Consider the following 22322-nt stretch of genomic DNA (forward strand, 5'->3'; position numbering starts at 1 on the left):
TTGTTTTAGGCTTTGTGTTTTGGCGCATTTATTAGAGAGCCTTTTGTTAATGTTTTATGTTTTTTTGTAAGGGGGTTTAAGGGGGGGCGTTTAGGTTTGTGGTAAGCCGTTCAGGAATGATTTTGTTTTTATCTTTTTTTATGAACAGTTTGTCTCTTTTAATCGGATTGGTTTAAAGAGGATGTAGGGTTATGGTTATGCGTCGTGTCTTAAAACATCATGTTTGTTTATGTGTCCTCTCAACGGCTATTGTGGCTGGGTTGGCTCTTATTACATCTCAAAAAGTATATGCTCAACTAAAGACGGATATGGGTAATTGTAATGGTAAGGCTGGTAGTGGTGATATGTTGCAGGGGTGGGATAATCCTAGTGGGAGGATCGAGTGTGGCAGTGAGATTAAGACAAGGATGCTGACTGGTGTGAGAACAATAGATATGAATAGCGAACCTGGTGAGGAGGCTGTGAAGATAATAGGGCCGGATACAGATATTACGATAGGAGATAATCTGCTGACGGTTACAGATAAGAGTAATAATAGTGATAAATCGGCGATTAGAGTGGAACAGGGGGGGACGCTGACGTTGAAGGAGAAGGTTAGTATTACAAATGTGAAAAAGGTGATGGAGGTTGATGGTTCAGGGTCTGTGATTACGGTAAATGGGGGGACGTTTAGGTTGAAGGATGCGATTGAGAGAAAGGAGAATGGGGGGAGGGTTATGATTGAGGTGAAGAAGGGGGGAAAGGTCGTTTTTGATAAGAGGGTGGGGAGTAATGGGGGGAGTCTGATTATTAGTGGGGGTGTGGGAGCTACGACTAAGGTAACGGGGATAGAGGTGAGTGAAACAGGGGGAGAGGTGGAGATGAGGAAGGGAACGACAGTTAATTTTGAGAGGGTGACAGAAGCGATAAAGATTAAGGGTAGTGCAGAAGCTACTGTAAGTGGAGGGGGTACTATAAATGTTACGGGAAGTGGGGGTGGGAGTACGGTGGTGAAGATGGAGGGCTCGGGGAAGGCTGATGTGATGAGTCTGACTATTAATGGGAGTGGTACAGTAACAGGGGCTGAGGTATCAAGTGGGACGTTGGAATTGACTAAAGTGACGTTGAAGAATGTCACAACAGGGGCAAAGGTAACAGGGAGTGGGACGCTGAAGGTGCTTGAGGGGACGATTACGGGAAAGGGTACGGGTACGGGGGTATATGCGGGCGGGGAAAAGGTGACGTTGAATACGGTGGAGATTTCACAGGTCATGACGGGGGTGGAGGCGATAAAGGGGCAGTTGGTGATAAATGGTACGTCGACGATTACGGTTACAGATGGTGGGACGGGGGTGAAGGTGGGGGATCAAGTGACGAGTGCGAAGTTGACAGATGTGACGATTAAGGGAACTGGGGGAGCTAGGAGTAGGAGTACGGGGGTATCTGCGGGCGGGGAAAAGGTGACGTTGAATACGGTGGAGATTTCACAGTTCATGACGGGGGTGGAGGCGACAAAGGGGCAGTTGGTGATAAATGGTACGTCGACGATTACGGTTGAGGGGATGTATGCGTATGGGGTGAAGGTGTCGGGAAGTGCGACGGCTGATTTGACAAGGGTGGGGATTACGGTTACGGGGATGTATGGGACGGGGCTTAATATAACAGGAGGGAGTGCTACTATGACGGGGGGATCAATTACGGGAAGTGGGGAAGCTGAGAGTACGGGTACGGGGGTGAAGATGGATAGCTCGGGGACAGTCACGTTGAATACGGTGAATGTTTCAGGGGTGCAAACAGGGGTGGAGGCGACAAATGGAAAGTTGGTGATAACAGGAGGGTCGATTGAGGGGAAGACGTGGGGGGTGAAGGTAACAGGAGGGAATGCTACTATGACGGGGACGACGATTACGGGAGAGAATGGGACGGGGCTTAATATAACAGGAGGGAGTGCTACTATGACGGGGGGATCAATTACGGGAAAGGATGGAAATCAGGGTACGGGGGTAATGGTGGGGACTTCGCAAACAGTCACGTTGACCAGTGTGAATATTTCAAATTTCAAAACAGGGGTGCAGGTGACAAAGGGGACGCTGAAGGTAACAGAAGGGTCGATTGGGGGGAAGACCTATGGGGTGTATGCGACGGGGGGAAAGTTTGAGATGAATGGGGGGTCGATTGAGGGAAAGAATGGGACGGGGGTGTGGATGGAGGGGGGTGGGACGGCTAAATTGACAGGGGTGACGGTTACGGGAGGGAGTCGGGGGGTGTGGGTGCAGGGGAATGGGAGGTTGGAGATGACAGAGGGGTCGATTGAGTTTAAGGGGGATTATGGGGTGCATGTGAGGGGGACGGCGACGGCTGATTTGACAAAGGTGAAGATTACGGGAAGTGGAACGGGGGTATATGCGGGGACTGCGAGGAAAGTCACGTTGAATATGGTGGAGATTTCAAAGGTTAAAATGGGGGTGGATGCGGCGGCAGGGGAGTTGGTGATGAATATGGGGTCGATTACGGTTACAAATGATGGGACGGGGGTGAAGGTGGGCGGATCTGTGAAGAGTGCTGAGTTGACAATGGTGACGATTACGGGAGGGAGTCAGGATACGGGTAAGGGGGTGTGGATGGAGGGGGGAAAGGTGACGATGAGCAGTGTGGATATTTCAAATGTACAGGGGGGGTAGAGGTGAAGGCAGGGGATCTGACGATCACAGGGGGGTCGATAAAAGGGGTGAAGTGGGGGATAAATATGGAGGGGGGTAAGAAATTGGTGATGGATGGGGGGACGACAATTAGTTTTACGGATGGATATGGGGTGAAGATACAAAATAATGTGACGGCTGAGTTGACAAATGTGAAGATTATGGGAAGTGGAAGTAGTCAGGGTACGGGGGTAACTGCGGAGGGGACGGGAAATGTGACGATGACTAGTGTGAATATTTCACAGGTACAAGTGGGGGTGAATGCGACTGGTGGAACGGTGACAATCACAGGAGGGTGGATAAGAGAGGTGCAAACGGGGATAGATATGGAAAAGGGGACGTTGGTGGTGAAGGATGGGACGAGGATTGAGTTTACGGGGACACATGGGGTGAAGGTGGGAACAGCGGTGACAAGTGCTACTTTGACAAATGTGATGATTGAGGGAACTAATGGAAAAGGTATGGGGGTGTATGCGGAGGGGACGGGAAATGTGACGTTGACCAGTGTGGGTATTTCAAAGGTACAAGTGGGGGTAGAGGTGACAGGGAATGGGGATCTGACAGTGAAGGGAGGGGAGATAACAAATGTGCAAATGGGGATAGATATGTCAGGAAGTGGGACGTTGACGGTGGAGGATAATACGACAATTAGTTTTACGGGGGATGGAACCGGGGTGAAGGTGGGAGCAACGGTGCAGAGTGCTACTTTGACAGGGGTGACGATTAGGGGAACTGGGGGAGATGGCACGGGTACGGGGGTACATGCAGAGGGAGGGAATCTGACAGTGAAGGGAGGGTCGATAACAAATGTGCTAACGGGGATAGATATGTCTGGAAGTGGGACGTTAAAGGTGGAGGATGGGACGAGGATTAGTTTTAAAGGGACACATGGGATAGGCGTGTGGGGGGATGTGACGGTTAGTTTGACAGGGACGAAGATTATGGGAGGGGGAAGTAATGGGGCGACGGGGATTGGGGTAATAATGGGGACTTCGAAGACAGTGACGTTGACCAGTGTGGATATTTCAGGGGTCAAAATAGGGGTAACTATGTCAGGAAGTGGGGCGTTGACGGTTAGTAAGGGATCGATGACAAATGTGCAAATGGGGATAGCTATGATGGGGGGTGAAAAGTTGACGGTGAAGGATAATACGACAATTAATTTTACGGGGAAGCATGGGATATATGTGGGAGCAACGGTGACAAGTGCTGAGTTGACAAAGGTGACGATTAAGGGAGGTGATCAGGGAAAGGGTACGGGGGTGTATGCGGGGGGCAAAACGATGATGATCACAGGGGGGTCGATAACAAATGTACAAATGGGGGTAAGGGTGATGGCAGGGGAGTTGGAGATAAAGGATGGGACGGTGATTACGGTTACGGAGAATGGAACCGGGGTGGGTGTGTGGGGAGGAACAGCGACGGCTGAGTTGACAGAGGTAACGATTAAGGGAGAGGGAAAGGATAAGGGGATTGGGGTGATAATGGCGGGGAAAATGATGACGATGGAGAAGGTGGATATTTCAGGGGTTGGAAAGGGGGTATATGTGATGAGGGGAGAGGTGATGATGGATAAGGTGGATATTTCAGGGGTGCAAACGGGGATAGAAGTGGAAAGTGGGACGTTAGAGGTGCTTGGGGTGAGTGGAAATTCGACGATTAATTTTACGGGGGATGGGTATGGGGTGAAGGTGGGAGCATCGGTGAAGAGTGTTCGTTTGACGGATGTGAGGATTACGGGAGGTGATCAGGGAAGTGGTACAGGGGTATGGGCAAATAGTTCGGAAAAGATGACATTGATGTTGGATAAGGTGGGTATTTCAGGGGTCGTAATGGGGGTGAATATGTTAGAGGGTGAGATGTTAGAGATAAAGGAGGGGACGATTAGTTTTAAGGCAGGGTATGGGGTGAGAGTGGGAGATAAAGTGAAGAGTGCTCGTTTGATGGGGACGCAGATTACGGGAGATGGAAGTGGGTACGGGGTGTGGGCAAGTAGTTCGGAAAAGATGATGATGACGTTGGAGGATGTACGTATTTCGGGGGTAGCAATGGGGGTGGAGGTGAAGGCAGGGAATCTGACAATCACAGGAGGGTCGATAAAAGAGGTGCAAACGGGGATAGCTATGTTAGGGAATGGGATGCTCAAGGTGGAGGAGAAAACAGAGATTCAGTTTAGGAATGGGTATGGGGTGTATGTGGGAGAGAAGGTGCAGAGTGCTACTTTGATGGGGACGGTGATTACGGGAGGGAAAGCAGGGTACGGGGTATATGCGAAGGGTGGAAGGGTGATGGTTAGTGGGGGGTCAATAAAAGAGGTTGGAATGGGGATAAGGGTGTTGGCAGGAGATCTGACGGTGAGGGATGGGACGACAATTCATTTTATAGGGGATGGAGCTGGAGTATATGTGGAAGAGAAGGTAAAGAGTGCTACTTTGACAAAGGTGACGATTAGGGGAACTGGGGGAGATGGGAGTACTGGGGTAATAATGGAGAGCTCGGGGACGATGACCGATGTGGATATTTCAAATGTACAAATGGGGGTAACTGCAATGGGTGGAGCGGTGACGATCACAGGGGGATCGATAAAAGAGGTAGAGAAGGGGATCGTTATGATAGGGGATGGGATGTTGATGGTGAAGGGTAAGACAGAGATTCAGTTTGAAAAGGGAGATGGGTATGGGGTGTATATGGAGGGATCGGTGAATGCTAGTTTGATGGATGTAACGATTACGGGAGAAGAAAAGAAAGGTACGGGAGTATATGCAGAGGGGGGGAAGGTGTGGTTGGAGAATGTACATATTTCAGAGGTTGGAACGGGGGTAGAGGTGATGAGGGGAGAGGCGTGGTTGAAAGAGACGCATTTGGGAAATGTTGCAAAAGGGATGAATATCGAAAACGGGGATGTGTACATGGAAAAAGGATCAATAGAGTTTGATGGAGAGCACGGCATTCATCTCAAGCAGGGGAATGTTGATTTAAGGGGTGTCAGCATGACTTATACGGGCAGTGATAAGACTGCTAACTTCATCAATGTTGAAGGGGGAACAGTTTTGGCATTGGGTGTGACTATCAATGGAAATGACAAGGGGCAGGGCTTAAAGGTCATAAAGGGGGGAGCAGTGTGGTTGAAAAATACAACCTTTACCAATGTCAAAAATGGTATGACTGTTGAGGGAAGGAGTACCATACGTATGGAAAAAGGAGGCATTACTTTTAAAGAAGGGCACGGCATTTATCTCAGTGGGGGACAGGCTTTGTTAAGTAGTTTCAATATTACAGGACAAGGTCGTAAGAGTATAGGGATGGGGGTGAGTAACTCAGGAGAAGTAATGATGAGGGGGGTGGAGATTTCAAAGGTTGGAATGGGAATACGGATGACAAGTGGGAATCTGGTGATGAACCGGGGATCTATTGCTTTTAATGGAGACTACGGTATCAATCTTGTTCTAGGGCATGCCCTGTTAAATGAGCTCACCATTACAGGATCTGGTATTAGTAACACTGGAACGGGGGTAGAAGTGGGGTATGGAGGAAAAGTAATAATGAAGGGGGTGAATGTTTCAGGGGTAGCAATGGGGGTACAAGTGACAACAAGTAGTGGAGCGGCGTGGTTGAAAGAGACATACTTTACCGATGTCAAAAATGGTATAATTGTTACAGAGGGGAATGTGATTATGGACAAAGGAGGTATTGCTTTTAAAGGAGATTACGGGATCAATCTTGCAAAGGGTAATGTTGTTTTAAAGAGCGTCAATATGACTTATGCGGGCAGTGATAAGACTGCTAACTTCATGAGGGTCGAAGGGGGAACAGTTTTGGCAGAAAATGTAACAATTTCCACTTCAGGAAATGTAAGTAAAGGGCTGGGCTTAAAGGTCATAAAGGACGGAAAGGTTGTCTTGAAAAATACAACCTTTACCAATGTCAAAAATGGTATGACTGTTACAGAGGGGGTTGTGCGTATGGAAGGTGGGGAGATAAGCTTTGATGGAAAGCACGGCATCGATCTTATCCAGGGTCAGGTTGCTTTAATGGTGGTCAAAATGACTTATCAAGGAAATAGTCCTACGGCTGACTTCATCAAAATTACCGGAGAGGATACTACTACAAATGCTGTGGAAACGATCCTTTCTAAAAAGAAGGCCGCAGTCGTTGCAGCAAATCTAACAATCAACGGAAATGGTCATGGGCAGGGCTTGCATGTAATAAGGGGTGGACGGGTTGTATTGATGAAGCCAACTTATACTGATGTTTACAATGGGATGACCATTAAAGAGGGTGCTGTACAGGTACTGGGTGGGGAGATGACTTTTAAAGGAGAGCATGCTGTCTATCTTAATCGGGGCCATGCTTTGTTAACTAATGTCGCTATGAAGTATACAGGAGATAATGACAAGAGTACTTTCTTAAAGGTCGAGGCAAAAGGAAATGCTCTAAATACAGCAGATATTAGGGGGACGGGCATTAAAATCGAGGGAAATGGTCATGTACAAGGGGTTCATGTGGAAAATGGGGGGCGGGTGATGTTAGAAAGTGCGGTCTTTTCTAATATCAAAAATGGGGTTACTGTGTTGAATGGTGAATTCTGGATGAAGAAGGGGGAAATTGAGTTTAAAGGAGAGCATGCTGTCAGTCTTTCAACGGGGAAGGTCGTGCTCAATGGCGTTATTATGAACTATGGGGGTGATAGAAGGGTAAAGAGGGGTGCTAACTCTACAAAATTCATCAAAGTCGAAGGAAAAGGTGCAAATCTTACCGCAGTCAAGGTGATGATCATTGGTAATGATAACGGACAGGCGGATGGTTTGATGGTGTAGTCTTTTTGTTTTAGGCTTTGTGTTTTGGCGCATTTATTAGAGAGCCTTTTGTTAATGTTTTATGTTTTTTTGTAAGGGGGTTTAAGGGGGGGCGTTTAGGTTTGTGGTAAGCCGTTCAGGAATGATTTTGTTTTTATCTTTTTTTATGAACAGTTTGTCTCTTTTAATCGGATTGGTTTAAAGAGGATGTAGGGTTATGGTTATGCGTCGTGTCTTAAAACATCATGTTTGTTTATGTGTCCTCTCAACGGCTATTGTGGCTGGGTTGGCTCTTATTACATCTCAAAAAGTATATGCTCAACTAAAGACGGAGAATTGTATGGGTTTGGTTCAGGATAGTCAGGTTTTAGCGAGGCATCATGATAAGAGGGAGGGGAAGATTGTGTGTGATAGTGGGATTAAGACAAGGACGCTGACTGGTGTGAGAACAATAGATATGAGTGACCCTAATGAGGGTGATGATGAGGCTATAAAGATAATAGGGCCGAATACAGATATTACGATAGGAGATGATCCGCTGACGGTTACAGATAGTAAGAGTAGTGATAAATCGGCGATTAGAGTGGAACAGGGGGCGAGGCTGACGTTGAAGGAGAAGGTTAGTATTACAAATGTGAAAAAGGTGATGGAGGTTGATGGTTCAGGGTCTGTGATTACGGTAAATGGGGGGACATTTGGGTTGAAGAATGCGATTGAGGCAGGGAAGGATGGGGGGAGGGTTATGATTGAGGTGAAGAAGGGGGGAAAGGTCGTTTTTGATAAGAGAGGGCAGAGTAATGGGGGTGATCTGACTATTAGCGGGGGGGAGGGAGCTATGACTACGGTAACGGGGATAGAGGTGAGTGAAACAGGGGGAGAGGTGGAGGTGAGGAAGGGAACGACACTTGATTTTACAGGGGTGACAGAAGCGATAAAGATTAAGAGTAGTGCAGAAGCTACTGTAAGTGGAGGGGGTACTATAAATGTTACGGGAAGTGGGGGTGGGAGTACGGTGGTGAAGATGGAGGGCTCGGGGAAGGCTGATGTGATGAATCTGACTATTAATGGGAGTAGGGGAGCGACAGTAACAGGGGCTGAGGTATCAAGTGGGACGTTGATGATGAATATGGTGAAGTTGATGCAGGTCACAACAGGGGCAAAGGTAACAGGGAGTGGGACGCTGAAGGTGCTTGAGGGGACGATTACGGGAAAGGATGGAGCAGATACGGGGGTATCTGCGGGCGGGGAAAAGGTGACGTTGAATACGGTGGAGATTTCACAGTTCATGACGGGGGTGGAGGCGACAAAGGGGCAGTTGGTGATAAATGGTACGTCGACGATTACAGTTACAGATGGTGGGACGGGGCTTAATATAACGGGAGGGAGTGCTACTATGATGGGGGGAGAGATTACGGGAACTGGGGGAGCTAGGAGTAGGAGTACGGGGGTATATGCGGGCGGGGAAAAGGTGACGTTGAATACGGTGAATGTTTCAGGGGTGCAAACAGGGGTGGAGGTGACAAATGGAAAGTTGGTGATAAATGGTACGTCGACGATTACGGTTGAGGGGATGTATGCGTATGGGGTGAAGGTGTCGGGAAGTGCGAGCTGATTTGACAAGGGTGGGGATTACGGTTACGGGGATGTATGGGACGGGGCTTAATATAACAGGAGGGAGTGCTACTATGACGGGGGGATCAATTACGGGAAGTGGGGGAGCTGTGAGTACGGGTACGGGGGTGAAGATGGAGAGCTCGGAGACAGTCACGTTGACCAGTGTGAATATTTCAAATTTCAAAACAGGGGTGGAGGTGACAAAGGGGACGCTGAAGGTGACAGAAGGGTCGATTGGGGGGAAGACGTGGGGGGTGAAGGTGTCGGAAAGTGCGACGGCTGATTTGACAAGGGTGGGGATTACGGTTACGGGGATGTATGGGACGGGGCTTAATATAACAGGAGGGAGTGCTACTATGACGGGGGGATCAATTACGGGAAGTGGGGGAGCTGTGAGTACGGGTACGGGGGTGAAGATGGATAGCTCGGGGACAGTCACGTTGAATACGGTGAATGTTTCAAATTTCAAAACAGGGGTGCAGGTGACAAAGGGGACGCTGAAGGTAACAGAAGGGTCGATTGGGGGGAAGACGTGGGGGGTGAAGGTGGATGGGAGTGGGAGGTTGGAGATGAATGGGGGGACGATTGAGGGAGAGAATGGGACGGGGGTGTGGATGGAGGGGGGTGGGACGGCTAAATTGACAGGGGTGACGGTTACGGGAGGGAGTCGGGGGGTGTGGGTGCAGGGGAATGGGAGGTTGGAGATGACAGAAGGGTCGATTGAGTTTACGGGGGCGCATGGGGTGTATGTGAGGGATAATGCGACGGCTAAATTGACAGAGGTGAAGATTACGGGAAGTGGAACGGGGGTATATGCGGGGACTGCAAAGACAGTGACATTGAATATGGTAGATATTTCACAGGTACAAATGGGGGTGAATGCAGCGGCAGGGCAGTTGGTGATGAATATGGGGACGATTACGGTTACAAATGGGGGACGGGGGTGAAGGTGTCGGGGACGGCGACAAGTGCTGAGTTGAAGGGGACGCAGATTAAGGGAAATGGGGGTGGTACGGGGATAACTGCGGCGGGGAAAAAGGTGACGATGACCAATGTGGATATTTCAAAGGTACAATTGGGGGTAGAGGTGAAGGCAGGGGATCTGACGATCACAGGGGGGTCGATAAAAGGGGTGAAGTGGGGGATAAATATGGAGGGGGGTAAGAAATTGGTGATAAAGGAGGGGACGACAATTAGTTTTACGGATGGATATGGGGTGAAGATACAAAATAATGTGACGGCTGAGTTGATGGGGACGGTGATTACGGGAAATGGGGGTGGTACGGGGGTAACTGCGGAGGGGACGGGAAATGTGACGATGACTAGTGTGAATATTTCACAGGTACAAGTGGGGGTAAAGGTGACAGGGAATGGGGCGTTGACGATAATAGGAGGGTGGATAAGAGAGGTGCAAACGGGGATAGATATGGAAAAGGGGACGTTGGTGGTGAAGGATGGGACGAGGATTGAGTTTACGGGGACACATGGGGTGAAGGTGGGAACAGCGGTGACAAGTGCTACTTTGACAGGGGTGATGATTAGGGGAGATGGAAAGGGTATGGGGGTGTGGATGGAGGGGACGGGAAATGTGACGTTGACCAGTGTGGATATTTCAAAGGTACAATTGGGGGTAGAGGTGAAGAAGGGGACGGGAACAATGACGATCACAGGAGGGTCGATGACAGATGTGCAAATGGGGATAGATATGGCGGGAAGTGGGACGTTGACGGTGGAGGATGGGACGAGGATTGAGTTTAAGGGGACGCATGGGGTGAAGGTGGGAGGATCGGTGACGAGTGCTACTTTGACAGGGGTGACGATTAGGGGAACTGGGGGAGATGGCACGGGTACGGGGGTACATGCAGAGGGAGGGAAGGTGACGGTGACAGGGGGGTGGATAAGAGAGGTGCAAACGGGGATAGATATGGCGGGGAAGGGGACGTTGACGGTGAGTGGGACAGAGATTCAGTTTAAGAATGGGCACGGGGTGAGAGTGGGAGAGAAGGTGACGAGTGCTACTTTGACAAATGTACAAATTAAGGGAACTGATGGAAAGGGTATGGGGGTACATGCAGAGGGAGGGAATCTGACGGTGAAGGGAGGGTCGATAACAAATGTGCTAACGGGGATAGATATGGCGGGAAGTGGGACGTTAAAGGTGGAGGATGGGACGAGGATTAGTTTTAAAGGGACACATGGGATAGGCGTGTGGGGGGATGTGACGGTTAGTTTGACAGGGACGAAGATTATGGGAGAGGGAAATGGAAGTGATGGGTCAAGTACGGGGATTGGGGTGATAATGGCGGGGAAAACGATGACGATGGATAAGGTGGATATTTCGGGGGTAGCAATGGGGGTATATGCGGGAAGTGGGACATTAGAGATAAAGGAGGGGACGATTAGTTTTGCGAAAACTTATGGGGTGAAGGTGGGCGGATCGGTGACAAGTACTGAGTTAACAAGGGTGACGATTGTGGGAGAAGGAAAGGGTACGGGGGTGTATGCGGGGGGCAAAACGATGATGATCACAGGGGGGTCGATAACAAATGTACAAATGGGGGTAAGGGTGATGGCAGGGGAGTTGGAGATAAAGGATGGGACGGTGATTACGGTTACGGAGAATGGGTATGGGGTGGGTGTGTGGGGAGGAACAGCGACGGCTGAGTTGACAGAGGTAACGATTAAGGGAGAGGGAAAGGATAAGGGGATTGGGGTGATAATGGCGGGGAGCTCGGGGACAATGAAGGATGTACGTATTTCAGGGGTTGGTATGGGGGTATATGTGATGAGGGGAGAGGTGATGATGGATAAGGTGGATATTTCAGGGGTGCAAACGGGGATAGAAGTGGAAAGTGGGACGTTAGAGGTGCTTGGGGAGAGTGGAAATTCGACAATTAATTTTACGGGGGACTATGGGGTGAAGGTGGGAGCATCGGTGACAAGTGCTGAGTTGACAAAGGTGACGATTAAGGGAGGTGATCAGGGAAAGGGTACGGGGATATATGCGGAGGGGAAAAAGGTGACGATGACGTTGGATAAGGTGGGTATTTCAGGGGTCGTAATGGGGGTGAATATGTTAGAGGGTGAGATGTTAGAGATAAAGGGGAGCTCGACAATTAGTTTTAAGGCGGGGTATGGGGTGAGAGTGGGAGATAAAGTGAAGAGTGCTCGTTTGATGGGGACGCAGATTACGGGAGATGGAAGTGGGTACGGGGTGTGGGCGATGGGGAAAATGATGACGATGGATAAGGTGAATATTTCAAATGTACAAATGGGGGTGGAGGTGAAGGCAGGGAATCTGACAATCACAGGAGGGTCGATAAAAGAGGTGCAAACGGGGATAGCTATGTTAGGGAATGGGATGCTCAAGGTGGAGGAGAAAACAGAGATTCAGTTTAGGAATGGGTATGGGGTGTATGTGGGAGAGAAGGTGCAGAGTGCTACTTTGATGGGGACGGTGATTACGGGAGGGAAAGCAGGGTACGGGGTATATGCGAAGGGTGGAAGGGTGATGGTTAGTGGGGGGTCAATAAAAGAGGTTGGAATGGGGATAAGGGTGTTGGCAGGAGATCTGACGGTGAGGGATGGGACGACAATTCATTTTATAGGGGATGGAGCTGGAGTATATGTGGAAGAGAAGGTAAAGAGTGCTACTTTGACAAAGGTGACGATTAGGGGAACTGGGGGAGATGGGAGTACTGGGGTAATAATGGAGAGCTCGGGGACGATGACCGATGTGGATATTTCAAATGTACAAATGGGGGTAACTGCAATGGGTGGAGCGGTGACGATCACAGGGGGATCGATAAAAGAGGTAGAGAAGGGGATCGTTATGATAGGGGATGGGATGTTGATGGTGAAGGGTAAGACAGAGATTCAGTTTGAAAAGGGAGATGGGTATGGGGTGTATATGGAGGGATCGGTGAATGCTAGTTTGATGGATGTAACGATTACGGGAGAAGAAAAGAAAGGTACGGGAGTATATGCAGAGGGGGGGAAGGTGTGGTTGGAGAATGTACATATTTCAGAGGTTGGAACGGGGGTAGAGGTGATGAGGGGAGAGGCGTGGTTGAAAGAGACGCATTTGGGAAATGTTGCAAAAGGGATGAATATCGAAAACGGGGATGTGTACATGGAAAAAGGATCAATAGAGTTTGATGGAGAGCACGGCATTCATCTCAAGCAGGGGAATGTTGATTTAAGGGGTGTCAGCATGACTTATACGGGCAGTGATAAGACTGCTAACTTCATCAATGTTGAAGGGGGAACAGTTTTGGCATTGGGTGTGACTATCAATGGAAATGACAAGGGGCAGGGCTTAAAGGTTACAAAGAGGGGAACAGTGGGGTTGAAAAATACAACCTTTGCTAATGTGAGAAGTGGTATGTCTATCACAGACGGATCTGTGCTTATGTTTGGTGGGGGTATTACTTTTAAGGGAGGGCACGGCATCAGTGTATCAGGGGGACAGGCCTTGTTAAATGGTTTCAGCATTATGGGATCTGATAATGGCACAAGCACGGGGGTTGGGATAAGTAACTTGGGAAAAGTAATGATGAAGGGAGTAGATATTTCAAAGGTTGGAATGGGGGTACGAGTAGTAAGCGGGTTGCTGATGATGGACAAAGGATCCATTACTTTTAAAGGAGAGCACGGTATCAATCTTATTCTAGGGCAAGCCATGTTAAATGGTGTTAATATTATAGGACCTGGTGGTAATAAGGGTACGGGGGTAGAGATGAGTTATGGGCAGTTGTGGATGACTGGTACTACCTTGAGGAATGTCGCAAAAGGGATGACTATTACAGATGGATCTGTACGCATGGAGGGAGGATCGATAGAATTTGAAGGAGAGCACGGCATCGATCTTATCCAGGGTCAGGTTGCTTTAATGGTGGTCAAAATGGCTTATCGAGGAAACAATCCTACGGCTGATTTCATCAAAATTACCGGAGAGGATACTACAAATGCTGTGAAGAGGATCTATCCTGAAAAGAGGGCTGTAGTCGTTGCAGCAAATCTAACAATCAACGGAAATGGTCATGGGCAGGGCTTGCATGTAATAAGGGGTGGACGGGTTGTATTGATGAAGCCAACTTATACTGATGTTTACAATGGGATGACCATTAAAGAGGGTGCTGTACAGGTACTGGGTGGGGAGATGACTTTTAAAGGAGAGCATGCTGTCTATCTTAATCGGGGCCATGCTTTGTTAACTAATGTCGCTATGAAGTATACAGGAGATAATGACAAGAGTACTTTCTTAAAGGTCGAGGCAAAAGGAAATGCTCTAAATACAGCAGATATTAGGGGGACGGGCATTAAAATCGAGGGAAATGGTCATGTACAAGGGGTTCATGTGGAAAATGGGGGGCGGGTGATGTTAGAAAGTGCGGTCTTTTCTAATATCAAAAATGGGGTTACTGTGTTGAATGGTGAATTCTGGATGAAGAAGGGGGAAATTGAGTTTAAAGGAGAGCATGCTGTCAGTCTTTCAACGGGGAAGGTCGTGCTCAATGGCGTTATTATGAACTATGGGGGTGATAGAAGGGTAAAGAGGGGTGCTAACTCTACAAAATTCATCAAAGTCGAAGGAAAAGGTGCAAATCTTACCGCAGTCAAGGTGATGATCATTGGTAATGATAACGGACAGGCGGATGGTTTGATGGTGTAGTCTTTTTGTTTTAGGCTTTGTATTTTAGGGCATTTTTAGAGAGCCTTTTGTTAATGTTTTATGTTTTTTTGTAAGGGGGTTTAAGGGGGGGCGTTTAGGTTTGTGGTAAGCCGTTCAGGAATGATTTTGTTTTTATCTTTTTTATGAACAGTTTGTCTCTTTTAATCGGATTGGTTTAAAGAGGATGTAGGGTTATGGTTATGCGTCGTGTCTTAAAACATCATGTTTGTTTATGTGTCCTCTCAACGGCTATTGTGGCTGGGTTGGCTCTTATTACATCTCAAAAAGTATATGCTCAACTAAAGACGGAGAATTGTATGGGTTGGGTTGAGGATATGGGTGGGTTGTTAGCGATGCATCATGATAAGAGGGAGGGGAAGATTGTGTGTAACAGTCAAAGTGGGACAAGGGTGCTGCAGGGTGTGAGAGAAATAGATATGAGTAATCCTGATGATGGTGAGGAGGCTGTGAAGATAACGGGGTCGGGGGCGAATATTACGATAGTAGAGAAGCTGACGGTTACAGATAAGAGTAAGAGTAGTGATAAATCGGCGATTAGGGTGGAAGAGGGGGCGAGGCTGACGTTTGAGAAGGATGTTAGTATTACAAATGTGCAGAAGGTGATGGAGGTTGATGGTTCAGGGTCTGTGATTACGGTAAATGGGGGGACGTTTAGGTTGAAGAATGCGATTGGGGCAGGGAAGAATGGGGAGGGGAGGGTTATGATTGAGGTGAAGGATGAGGGGAGGATTGTTTTTGATAAGAGGGCGGTGGGGCGTAATGGGGGTGATCTGACTATTAGCGGGGGTATGGGAGCTATGACTACGGTAACGGGGATAGAGGTGAGTGGAACAGGGGGAGAGGTGGAGGTGAGGAAGGGAACGACAGTTAGTTTTACAGGGGTGACAGAAGCGATAAAGATTAAGAGTAGTGTAGAAGCTACTGTAAGTGGAGGGGGTACTATAAATGTTACGGGAAGTGGGGGTGCTGGGAGTACGGTGGTGAAGATGGAGGGCTTAGGGAAGGCTGATGTGATGAATCTGACTATTGATGGGAGTGGTACAGTAACGGGGGCTGAGGTCAGTAATGGGACGTTGATGATGAATATGGTGAAGTTGATGCAGGTCACAACAGGGGCAAAGGTAACAGGGAGTGGGACGCTGAAGGTGCTTGAGGGGACGATTACGGGAAAGGATGGAGCAGATACGGGGGTATATGCGGAGACTTCGGAGACAGTCACGTTGACCAGTGTGAAGATTTCAAATTTCAAAACAGGGGTGGAGGCGAAGAATGGGCAGTTGGTGATAGAAGGGAAATCAACGGTTATTACGGTTACAAATGATGGGACGGGGCTTAATATAACAGGAGGGAGTGCTACTATGATGGGGGGAGAGATTACGAGAACTGGGGGAGCTAGGAGTAGGAGTACGGGGGTAATGGTGGGGACTTCGGAGACGGTCACGTTGAATACGGTGAATGTTTCAGGGGTGCAAACAGGGGTGGAGGCGATAAATGGGCAGTTAGTGATAAATGGTACGTCGACGATTACGGTTGAGGGGATGTATGCGTATGGGGTGAAGGTGTCGGGAAGTGCGACGGCTGATTTGACAAGGGTGGGGATTACGGTTACGGGGATGTATGGGACGGGGCTTAATATAACAGGAGGGAGTGCTACTATGACGGGGGGAGAGATTACGGGAACTGGGGGAGCTGAGAGTACGGGTACGGGGGTGAAGATGGATAGCTCGGGGACAGTCACGTTGAATACGGTGAATGTTTCAGGGGTGCAAACAGGGGTGGAGGCGATAAAGGGGACGCTGAAGGTGACAGAAGGGTCGATTGGGGGGAAGACCTATGGGGTGAAGGTGGATGGGAGTGGGAGGTTGGAGATGAATGGGGGGACGATTACGGGAGGGAGAAGTGGGACGGGGGTGTGGATGGAGGGGAGTGGGACGGCTAAATTGACAGGGGTGACGGTTACGGGAGGGAGTCAGGGGGTGTATGTGTCGGGGGGAAAGTTGGTGATGAATATGGGAGAGATTACGGGAGGGAGTTATGGGGTGCATGTGAGGGGGACGGCGACAAGTGCTGAGTTGACAAAGGTGAAGATTAAAGGAGGGGGTGGTACGGGGGTATATGCGGGGACTGCAAAGACAGTGACATTGAATATGGTAGATATTTCACAGGTACAAATGGGGGTGAATGCAGCGGCAGGGCAGTTGGTGATGAATATGGGGACGGTTGAGTTTACGGGGAATGGGTATGGGGTGAAGGTGGGGAATAATGCGACGGCTAAGTTGACAATGGTGACGATTAAAGGAAGTGGAAGTAGTCAGGGTACGGGTAAGGGGGTGTGGATGGAGGGGGGAAAGGTGACGATGAGCAGTGTGGATATTTCAAATGTACAGGGGGGGGTAGAGGTGAAGGCAGGGGATCTGACGATCACAGGGGGGTCGATAAAAGGGGTGAAGTGGGGGATAAATATGGAGGGGGGTGAGAAGTTGGTGGTGAAGGGGGGGACGACAATTAATTTTACGGGGGGGTATGGGGTGAAGATACAAAATAATGTGACGGCTGAGTTGATGGGGACGGTGATTACGGGAAATGGGGGTGGTACGGGGGTAACTGCGATGGGGACGGGAAGTGTGACGATGAATATGGTGGAGATTTCAAAGGTACAAGTGGGGGTGAATGCGACTGGTGGAACGGTGACAATCACAGGAGGGTGGATAAGAGAGGTGGAGAAGGGGATAGATATGACAGGAACTGGAACGTTGACGGTGAGTGGGACAGAGATTCAGTTTAAGGAGAATGGGTATGGGGTGAAGGTGGGAACAGCGGTGACAAGTGCTACTTTGACAAATGTGATGATTGAGGGAACTAATGGAAAAGGTATGGGGGTGTATGCGGAGGGGACGGGAAATGTGACGTTGACCAGTGTGGGTATTTCAAAGGTACAAGTGGGGGTAAAGGTGACAGGGAATGGGGATCTGACAGTGAAGGGAGGGGAGATAACAAATGTGCAAATGGGGATAGATATGTCAGGAAGTGGGACGTTAAAGGTGGAGGATGGGACGAGGATTGAGTTTAAGAATGGGCACGGGGTGAGAGTGGGAGAGAAGGTGACGAGTGCTACTTTGACAAATGTGACGATTAGGGGAAATGATGGAAATGGCACGGGTACGGGGGTACATGCAGAGGGAGGGAATCTGACAGTGAAGGGAGGGTCGATAACAAATGTGCTAACGGGGATAGATATGGCGGGGAAGGGGACGTTGACGGTGGAGGATGGGACGAGGATTGAGTTTAAGGGGACGCATGGGGTGAAGGTGGGAGGATCGGTGACGAGTACTCAGTTGACAGGGGTGACGATTAGGGGAGATGATGGAAAAGGTACGGGGGTAGAAGTGAAGGCAGGGGATCTGACAATCACAGGGGGGGAGATAACAAATGTACAAATGGGGATAGATATGGCGGGGAAGGGGACGTTGACGGTGGAGGATGGGACGAGGATTGAGTTTAAGGGGACGCACGGGGTGAAGGTGGGGAAATCGGTGACAAGTGCTACTTTGACAAATGTGACGATTAGGGGAAATGATGGAAATGGCACGGGTACGGGGGTAGAAGTGAAGGCAGGGGATCTGACAGTGAAGGGAGGGTCGATAACAAATGTGCTAACGGGGATAGATATGGCGGGGAAGGGGACGTTGACGGTGGAGGATGGGACGAGGATTGAGTTTAAGGGGACGCATGGGGTGGGTGTGTGGGGAGGAACAGCGACGGCTGAGTTGACAGAGGTAACGATTAAGGGAGAGGGAAGTAATGGGTCAAATACGGGGATTGGGGTGATAATGGCGGGGAGCTCGGGGACAATGAAGGATGTACGTATTTCAGGGGTTGGTATGGGGGTATATGTGATGAGGGGAGAGGTGATGATGGATAAGGTGGATATTTCAGGGGTGCAAACGGGGATAGAAGTGGAAAGTGGGAAGTTAGAGGTGCTTGGGGAGAGTGGAAATTCGACGATTAATTTTACGGGGGACTATGGGGTAAAGGTGGGAGCATCGGTGAAGAGTGTTCGTTTGACGGATGTGAGGATTACGGGAGGTGATCAGGGAAAGGGTACGGGGATATATGCGGAGGGGAAAAAGGTGACGATGACGTTGGATAAGGTGGGTATTTCAGGGGTCGTAATGGGGGTGAATATGTTAGAGGGTGAGATGTTAGAGATAAAGGGGAGCTCGACAATTAGTTTTAAGGCGGGGTATGGGGTGAGAGTGGGCGGATCGGTGAAGAGTGCTCGTTTGATGGGGACGCAGATTACGGGAGATGGAAGTGGGTACGGGGTGTGGGCAAGTAGTTCGGAAAAGATGATGATGACGTTGGAGGATGTACGTATTTCGGGGGTTGAAACGGGAATAGATATGTCAGGAAGTGGGGTGCTCAAGGTGAGTGGAGAGAGTGGGAACTCGATGATTAGTTTTACGGGGGACTATGGGGTAAAGGTGGGAGGGTCAGTGACGAGTGCTACTTTGACAAATGTACAAATTAAGGGAGGGGGAGAGGGATACGGGGTGTGGGCGATGGGGAAAATGATGACGATGGATAAGGTGAATATTTCAAATGTACAAATGGGGGTGGAGGTGAAGGCAGGGAATCTGACAATCACAGGAGGGTCGATAAAAGAGGTGCAAACGGGGATAGCTATGTTAGGGAATGGGATGCTCAAGGTGGAGGAGAAAACAGAGATTCAGTTTAGGAATGGGTATGGGGTGTATGTGGGAGAGAAGGTGCAGAGTGCTACTTTGATGGGGACGGTGATTACGGGAGGGAAAGCAGGGTACGGGGTATATGCGAAGGGTGGAAGGGTGATGGTTAGTGGGGGGTCAATAAAAGAGGTTGGAATGGGGATAAGGGTGTTGGCAGGAGATCTGACGGTGAGGGATGGGACGACAATTCATTTTATAGGGGATGGAGCTGGAGTATATGTGGAAGAGAAGGTAAAGAGTGCTACTTTGACAAAGGTGACGATTAGGGGAACTGGGGGAGATGGGAGTACTGGGGTAATAATGGAGAGCTCGGGGACGATGACCGATGTGGATATTTCAAATGTACAAATGGGGGTAACTGCAATGGGTGGAGCGGTGACGATCACAGGGGGATCGATAAAAGAGGTAGAGAAGGGGATCGTTATGATAGGGGATGGGATGTTGATGGTGAAGGGTAAGACAGAGATTCAGTTTGAAAAGGGAGATGGGTATGGGGTGTATATGGAGGGATCGGTGAATGCTAGTTTGATGGATGTAACGATTACGGGAGAAGAAAAGAAAGGTACGGGAGTATATGCAGAGGGGGGGAAGGTGTGGTTGGAGAATGTACATATTTCAGAGGTTGGAACGGGGGTAGAGGTGATGAGGGGAGAGGCGTGGTTGAAAGAGACGCATTTGGGAAATGTTGCAAAAGGGATGAATATCGAAAACGGGGATGTGTACATGGAAAAAGGATCAATAGAGTTTGATGGAGAGCACGGCATTCATCTCAAGCAGGGGAATGTTGATTTAAGGGGTGTCAGCATGACTTATACGGGCAGTGATAAGACTGCTAACTTCATCAATGTTGAAGGGGGAACAGTTTTGGCAGAAAATGTAACAATCACAGGAAATGACAAGGGGCAGGGCTTAAAGGTCATAAAGGGGGGAGCAGTGTGGTTGAAAAATACAACCTTTACCAATGTCAAAAATGGTATGACTGTTGAGGGAAGGAGTACCATACGTATGGAAAAAGGAGGCATTACTTTTAAAGAAGGGCACGGCATTTATCTCAGTGGGGGACAGGCTTTGTTAAGTAGTTTCAATATTACAGGACAAGGTCGTAAGAGTATAGGGATGGGGGTGAGTAACTCAGGAGAAGTAATGATGAGGGGGGTAGAGATTTCAAAGGTTGGAATGGGAATACGGATGACAAGTGGGAATCTGGTGATGAACCGGGGATCTATTGCTTTTAATGGAGACTACGGTATCAATCTTGTTCTAGGGCATGCCCTGTTAAATGAGCTCACCATTACAGGATCTGGTATTAGTAACACTGGAACGGGGGTAGAAGTGGGGTATGGAGGAAAAGTAATAATGAAGGGGGTGAATGTTTCAGGGGTAGCAATGGGGGTACAAGTGACAACAAGTAGTGGAGCGGCGTGGTTGAAAGAGACATACTTTACCGATGTCAAAAATGGTATAATTGTTACAGAGGGGAATGTGATTATGGACAAAGGAGGTATTGCTTTTAAAGGAGATTACGGGATCAATCTTGCAAAGGGTAATGTTGTTTTAAAGAGCGTCAATATGACTTATGCGGGCAGTGATAAGACTGCTAACTTCATGAGGGTCGAAGGGGGAACAGTTTTGGCAGAAAATGTAACAATTTCCACTTCAGGAAATGTAAGTAAAGGGCTGGGCTTAAAGGTCATAAAGGACGGAAAGGTTGTCTTGAAAAATACAACCTTTACCAATGTCAAAAATGGTATGACTGTTACAGAGGGGGTTGTGCGTATGGAAGGTGGGGAGATAAGCTTTGATGGAAAGCACGGCATCGATCTTATCCAGGGTCAGGTTGCTTTAATGGTGGTCAAAATGACTTATCAAGGAAATAGTCCTACGGCTGACTTCATCAAAATTACCGGAGAGGATACTACTACAAATGCTGTGGAAACGATCCTTTCTAAAAAGAAGGCCGCAGTCGTTGCAGCAAATCTAACAATCAACGGAAATGGTCATGGGCAGGGCTTGCATGTAATAAGGGGTGGACGGGTTGTATTGATGAAGCCAACTTATACTGATGTTTACAATGGGATGACCATTAAAGAGGGTGCTGTACAGGTACTGGGTGGGGAGATGACTTTTAAAGGAGAGCATGCTGTCTATCTTAATCGGGGCCATGCTTTGTTAACTAATGTCGCTATGAAGTATACAGGAGATAATGACAAGAGTACTTTCTTAAAGGTCGAGGCAAAAGGAAATGCTCTAAATACAGCAGATATTAGGGGGACGGGCATTAAAATCGAGGGAAATGGTCATGTACAAGGGGTTCATGTGGAAAATGGGGGGCGGGTGATGTTAGAAAGTGCGGTCTTTTCTAATATCAAAAATGGGGTTACTGTGTTGAATGGTGAATTCTGGATGAAGAAGGGGGAAATTGAGTTTAAAGGAGAGCATGCTGTCAGTCTTTCAACGGGGAAGGTCGTGCTCAATGGCGTTATTATGAACTATGGGGGTGATAGAAGGGTAAAGAGGGGTGCTAACTCTACAAAATTCATCAAAGTCGAAGGAAAAGGTGCAAATCTTACCGCAGTCAAGGTGATGATCATTGGTAATGATAACGGACAGGCGGATGGTTTGATGGTGTAGTCTTTTTGTTTTAGGCTTTGTATTTTAGGGCATTTTTAGAGAGCCTTTTGTTAATGTTTTATGTTTTTTTGTAAGGGGGTTTAAGGGGGGGCGTTTAGGTTTGTGGTAAGCCGTTCAGGAATGATTTTGTTTTTATCTTTTTTTATGAACAGTTTGTCTC

The 22322-nt window shown here is 48.6% G+C and carries 6 protein-coding genes; all 6 read left to right on the forward strand.

The features are described from left to right. Positions 1-191: 191 nt before the first annotated feature. Complete coding sequence (locus BWD162_RS00420; protein WP_078704966.1) at positions 192-2660, forward strand: hypothetical protein; 2469 nt, start codon at positions 192-194, stop codon at positions 2658-2660. Then, on the forward strand, positions 2597-7495 hold the full coding sequence (locus tag BWD162_RS00425; RefSeq protein ID WP_153300972.1) for a right-handed parallel beta-helix repeat-containing protein: 4899 nt from the start codon (positions 2597-2599) through the stop codon (positions 7493-7495). The genes BWD162_RS00420 and BWD162_RS00425 overlap by 64 nt, the downstream gene beginning before the upstream one ends. 196 nt (positions 7496-7691) lie before the next feature. Then, positions 7692-9086, forward strand: coding sequence for a hypothetical protein (locus BWD162_RS00430; protein ID WP_078704968.1), 1395 nt, complete (start codon positions 7692-7694; stop codon positions 9084-9086). Further along, entirely contained in the window at positions 9076-10035 is a 960-nt protein-coding gene (locus BWD162_RS00435) for a right-handed parallel beta-helix repeat-containing protein (RefSeq protein WP_078704969.1), read from the forward strand. Before BWD162_RS00430 ends, BWD162_RS00435 begins: the two co-directional genes overlap by 11 nt. Continuing rightward, the gene (locus BWD162_RS00440) at positions 10032-14762 is read left to right on the forward strand and encodes a right-handed parallel beta-helix repeat-containing protein (protein WP_078704970.1); all 4731 of its coding nucleotides are present in this window, start codon (positions 10032-10034) and stop codon (positions 14760-14762) included. The genes BWD162_RS00435 and BWD162_RS00440 overlap by 4 nt, the downstream gene beginning before the upstream one ends. Positions 14763-14956: 194 nt before the next feature. Next, positions 14957-22162: a beta strand repeat-containing protein gene (locus BWD162_RS00445; protein WP_078704971.1), complete on the forward strand. Its 7206-nt coding sequence runs from the start codon at positions 14957-14959 to the stop codon at positions 22160-22162. Positions 22163-22322 lie beyond the last annotated feature (160 nt).

Origin of the sequence: Bartonella sp. WD16.2, from assembly GCF_002022505.1 — a bacterium.
Taxonomy (GTDB): Bacteria; Pseudomonadota; Alphaproteobacteria; order Rhizobiales; family Rhizobiaceae; genus Bartonella.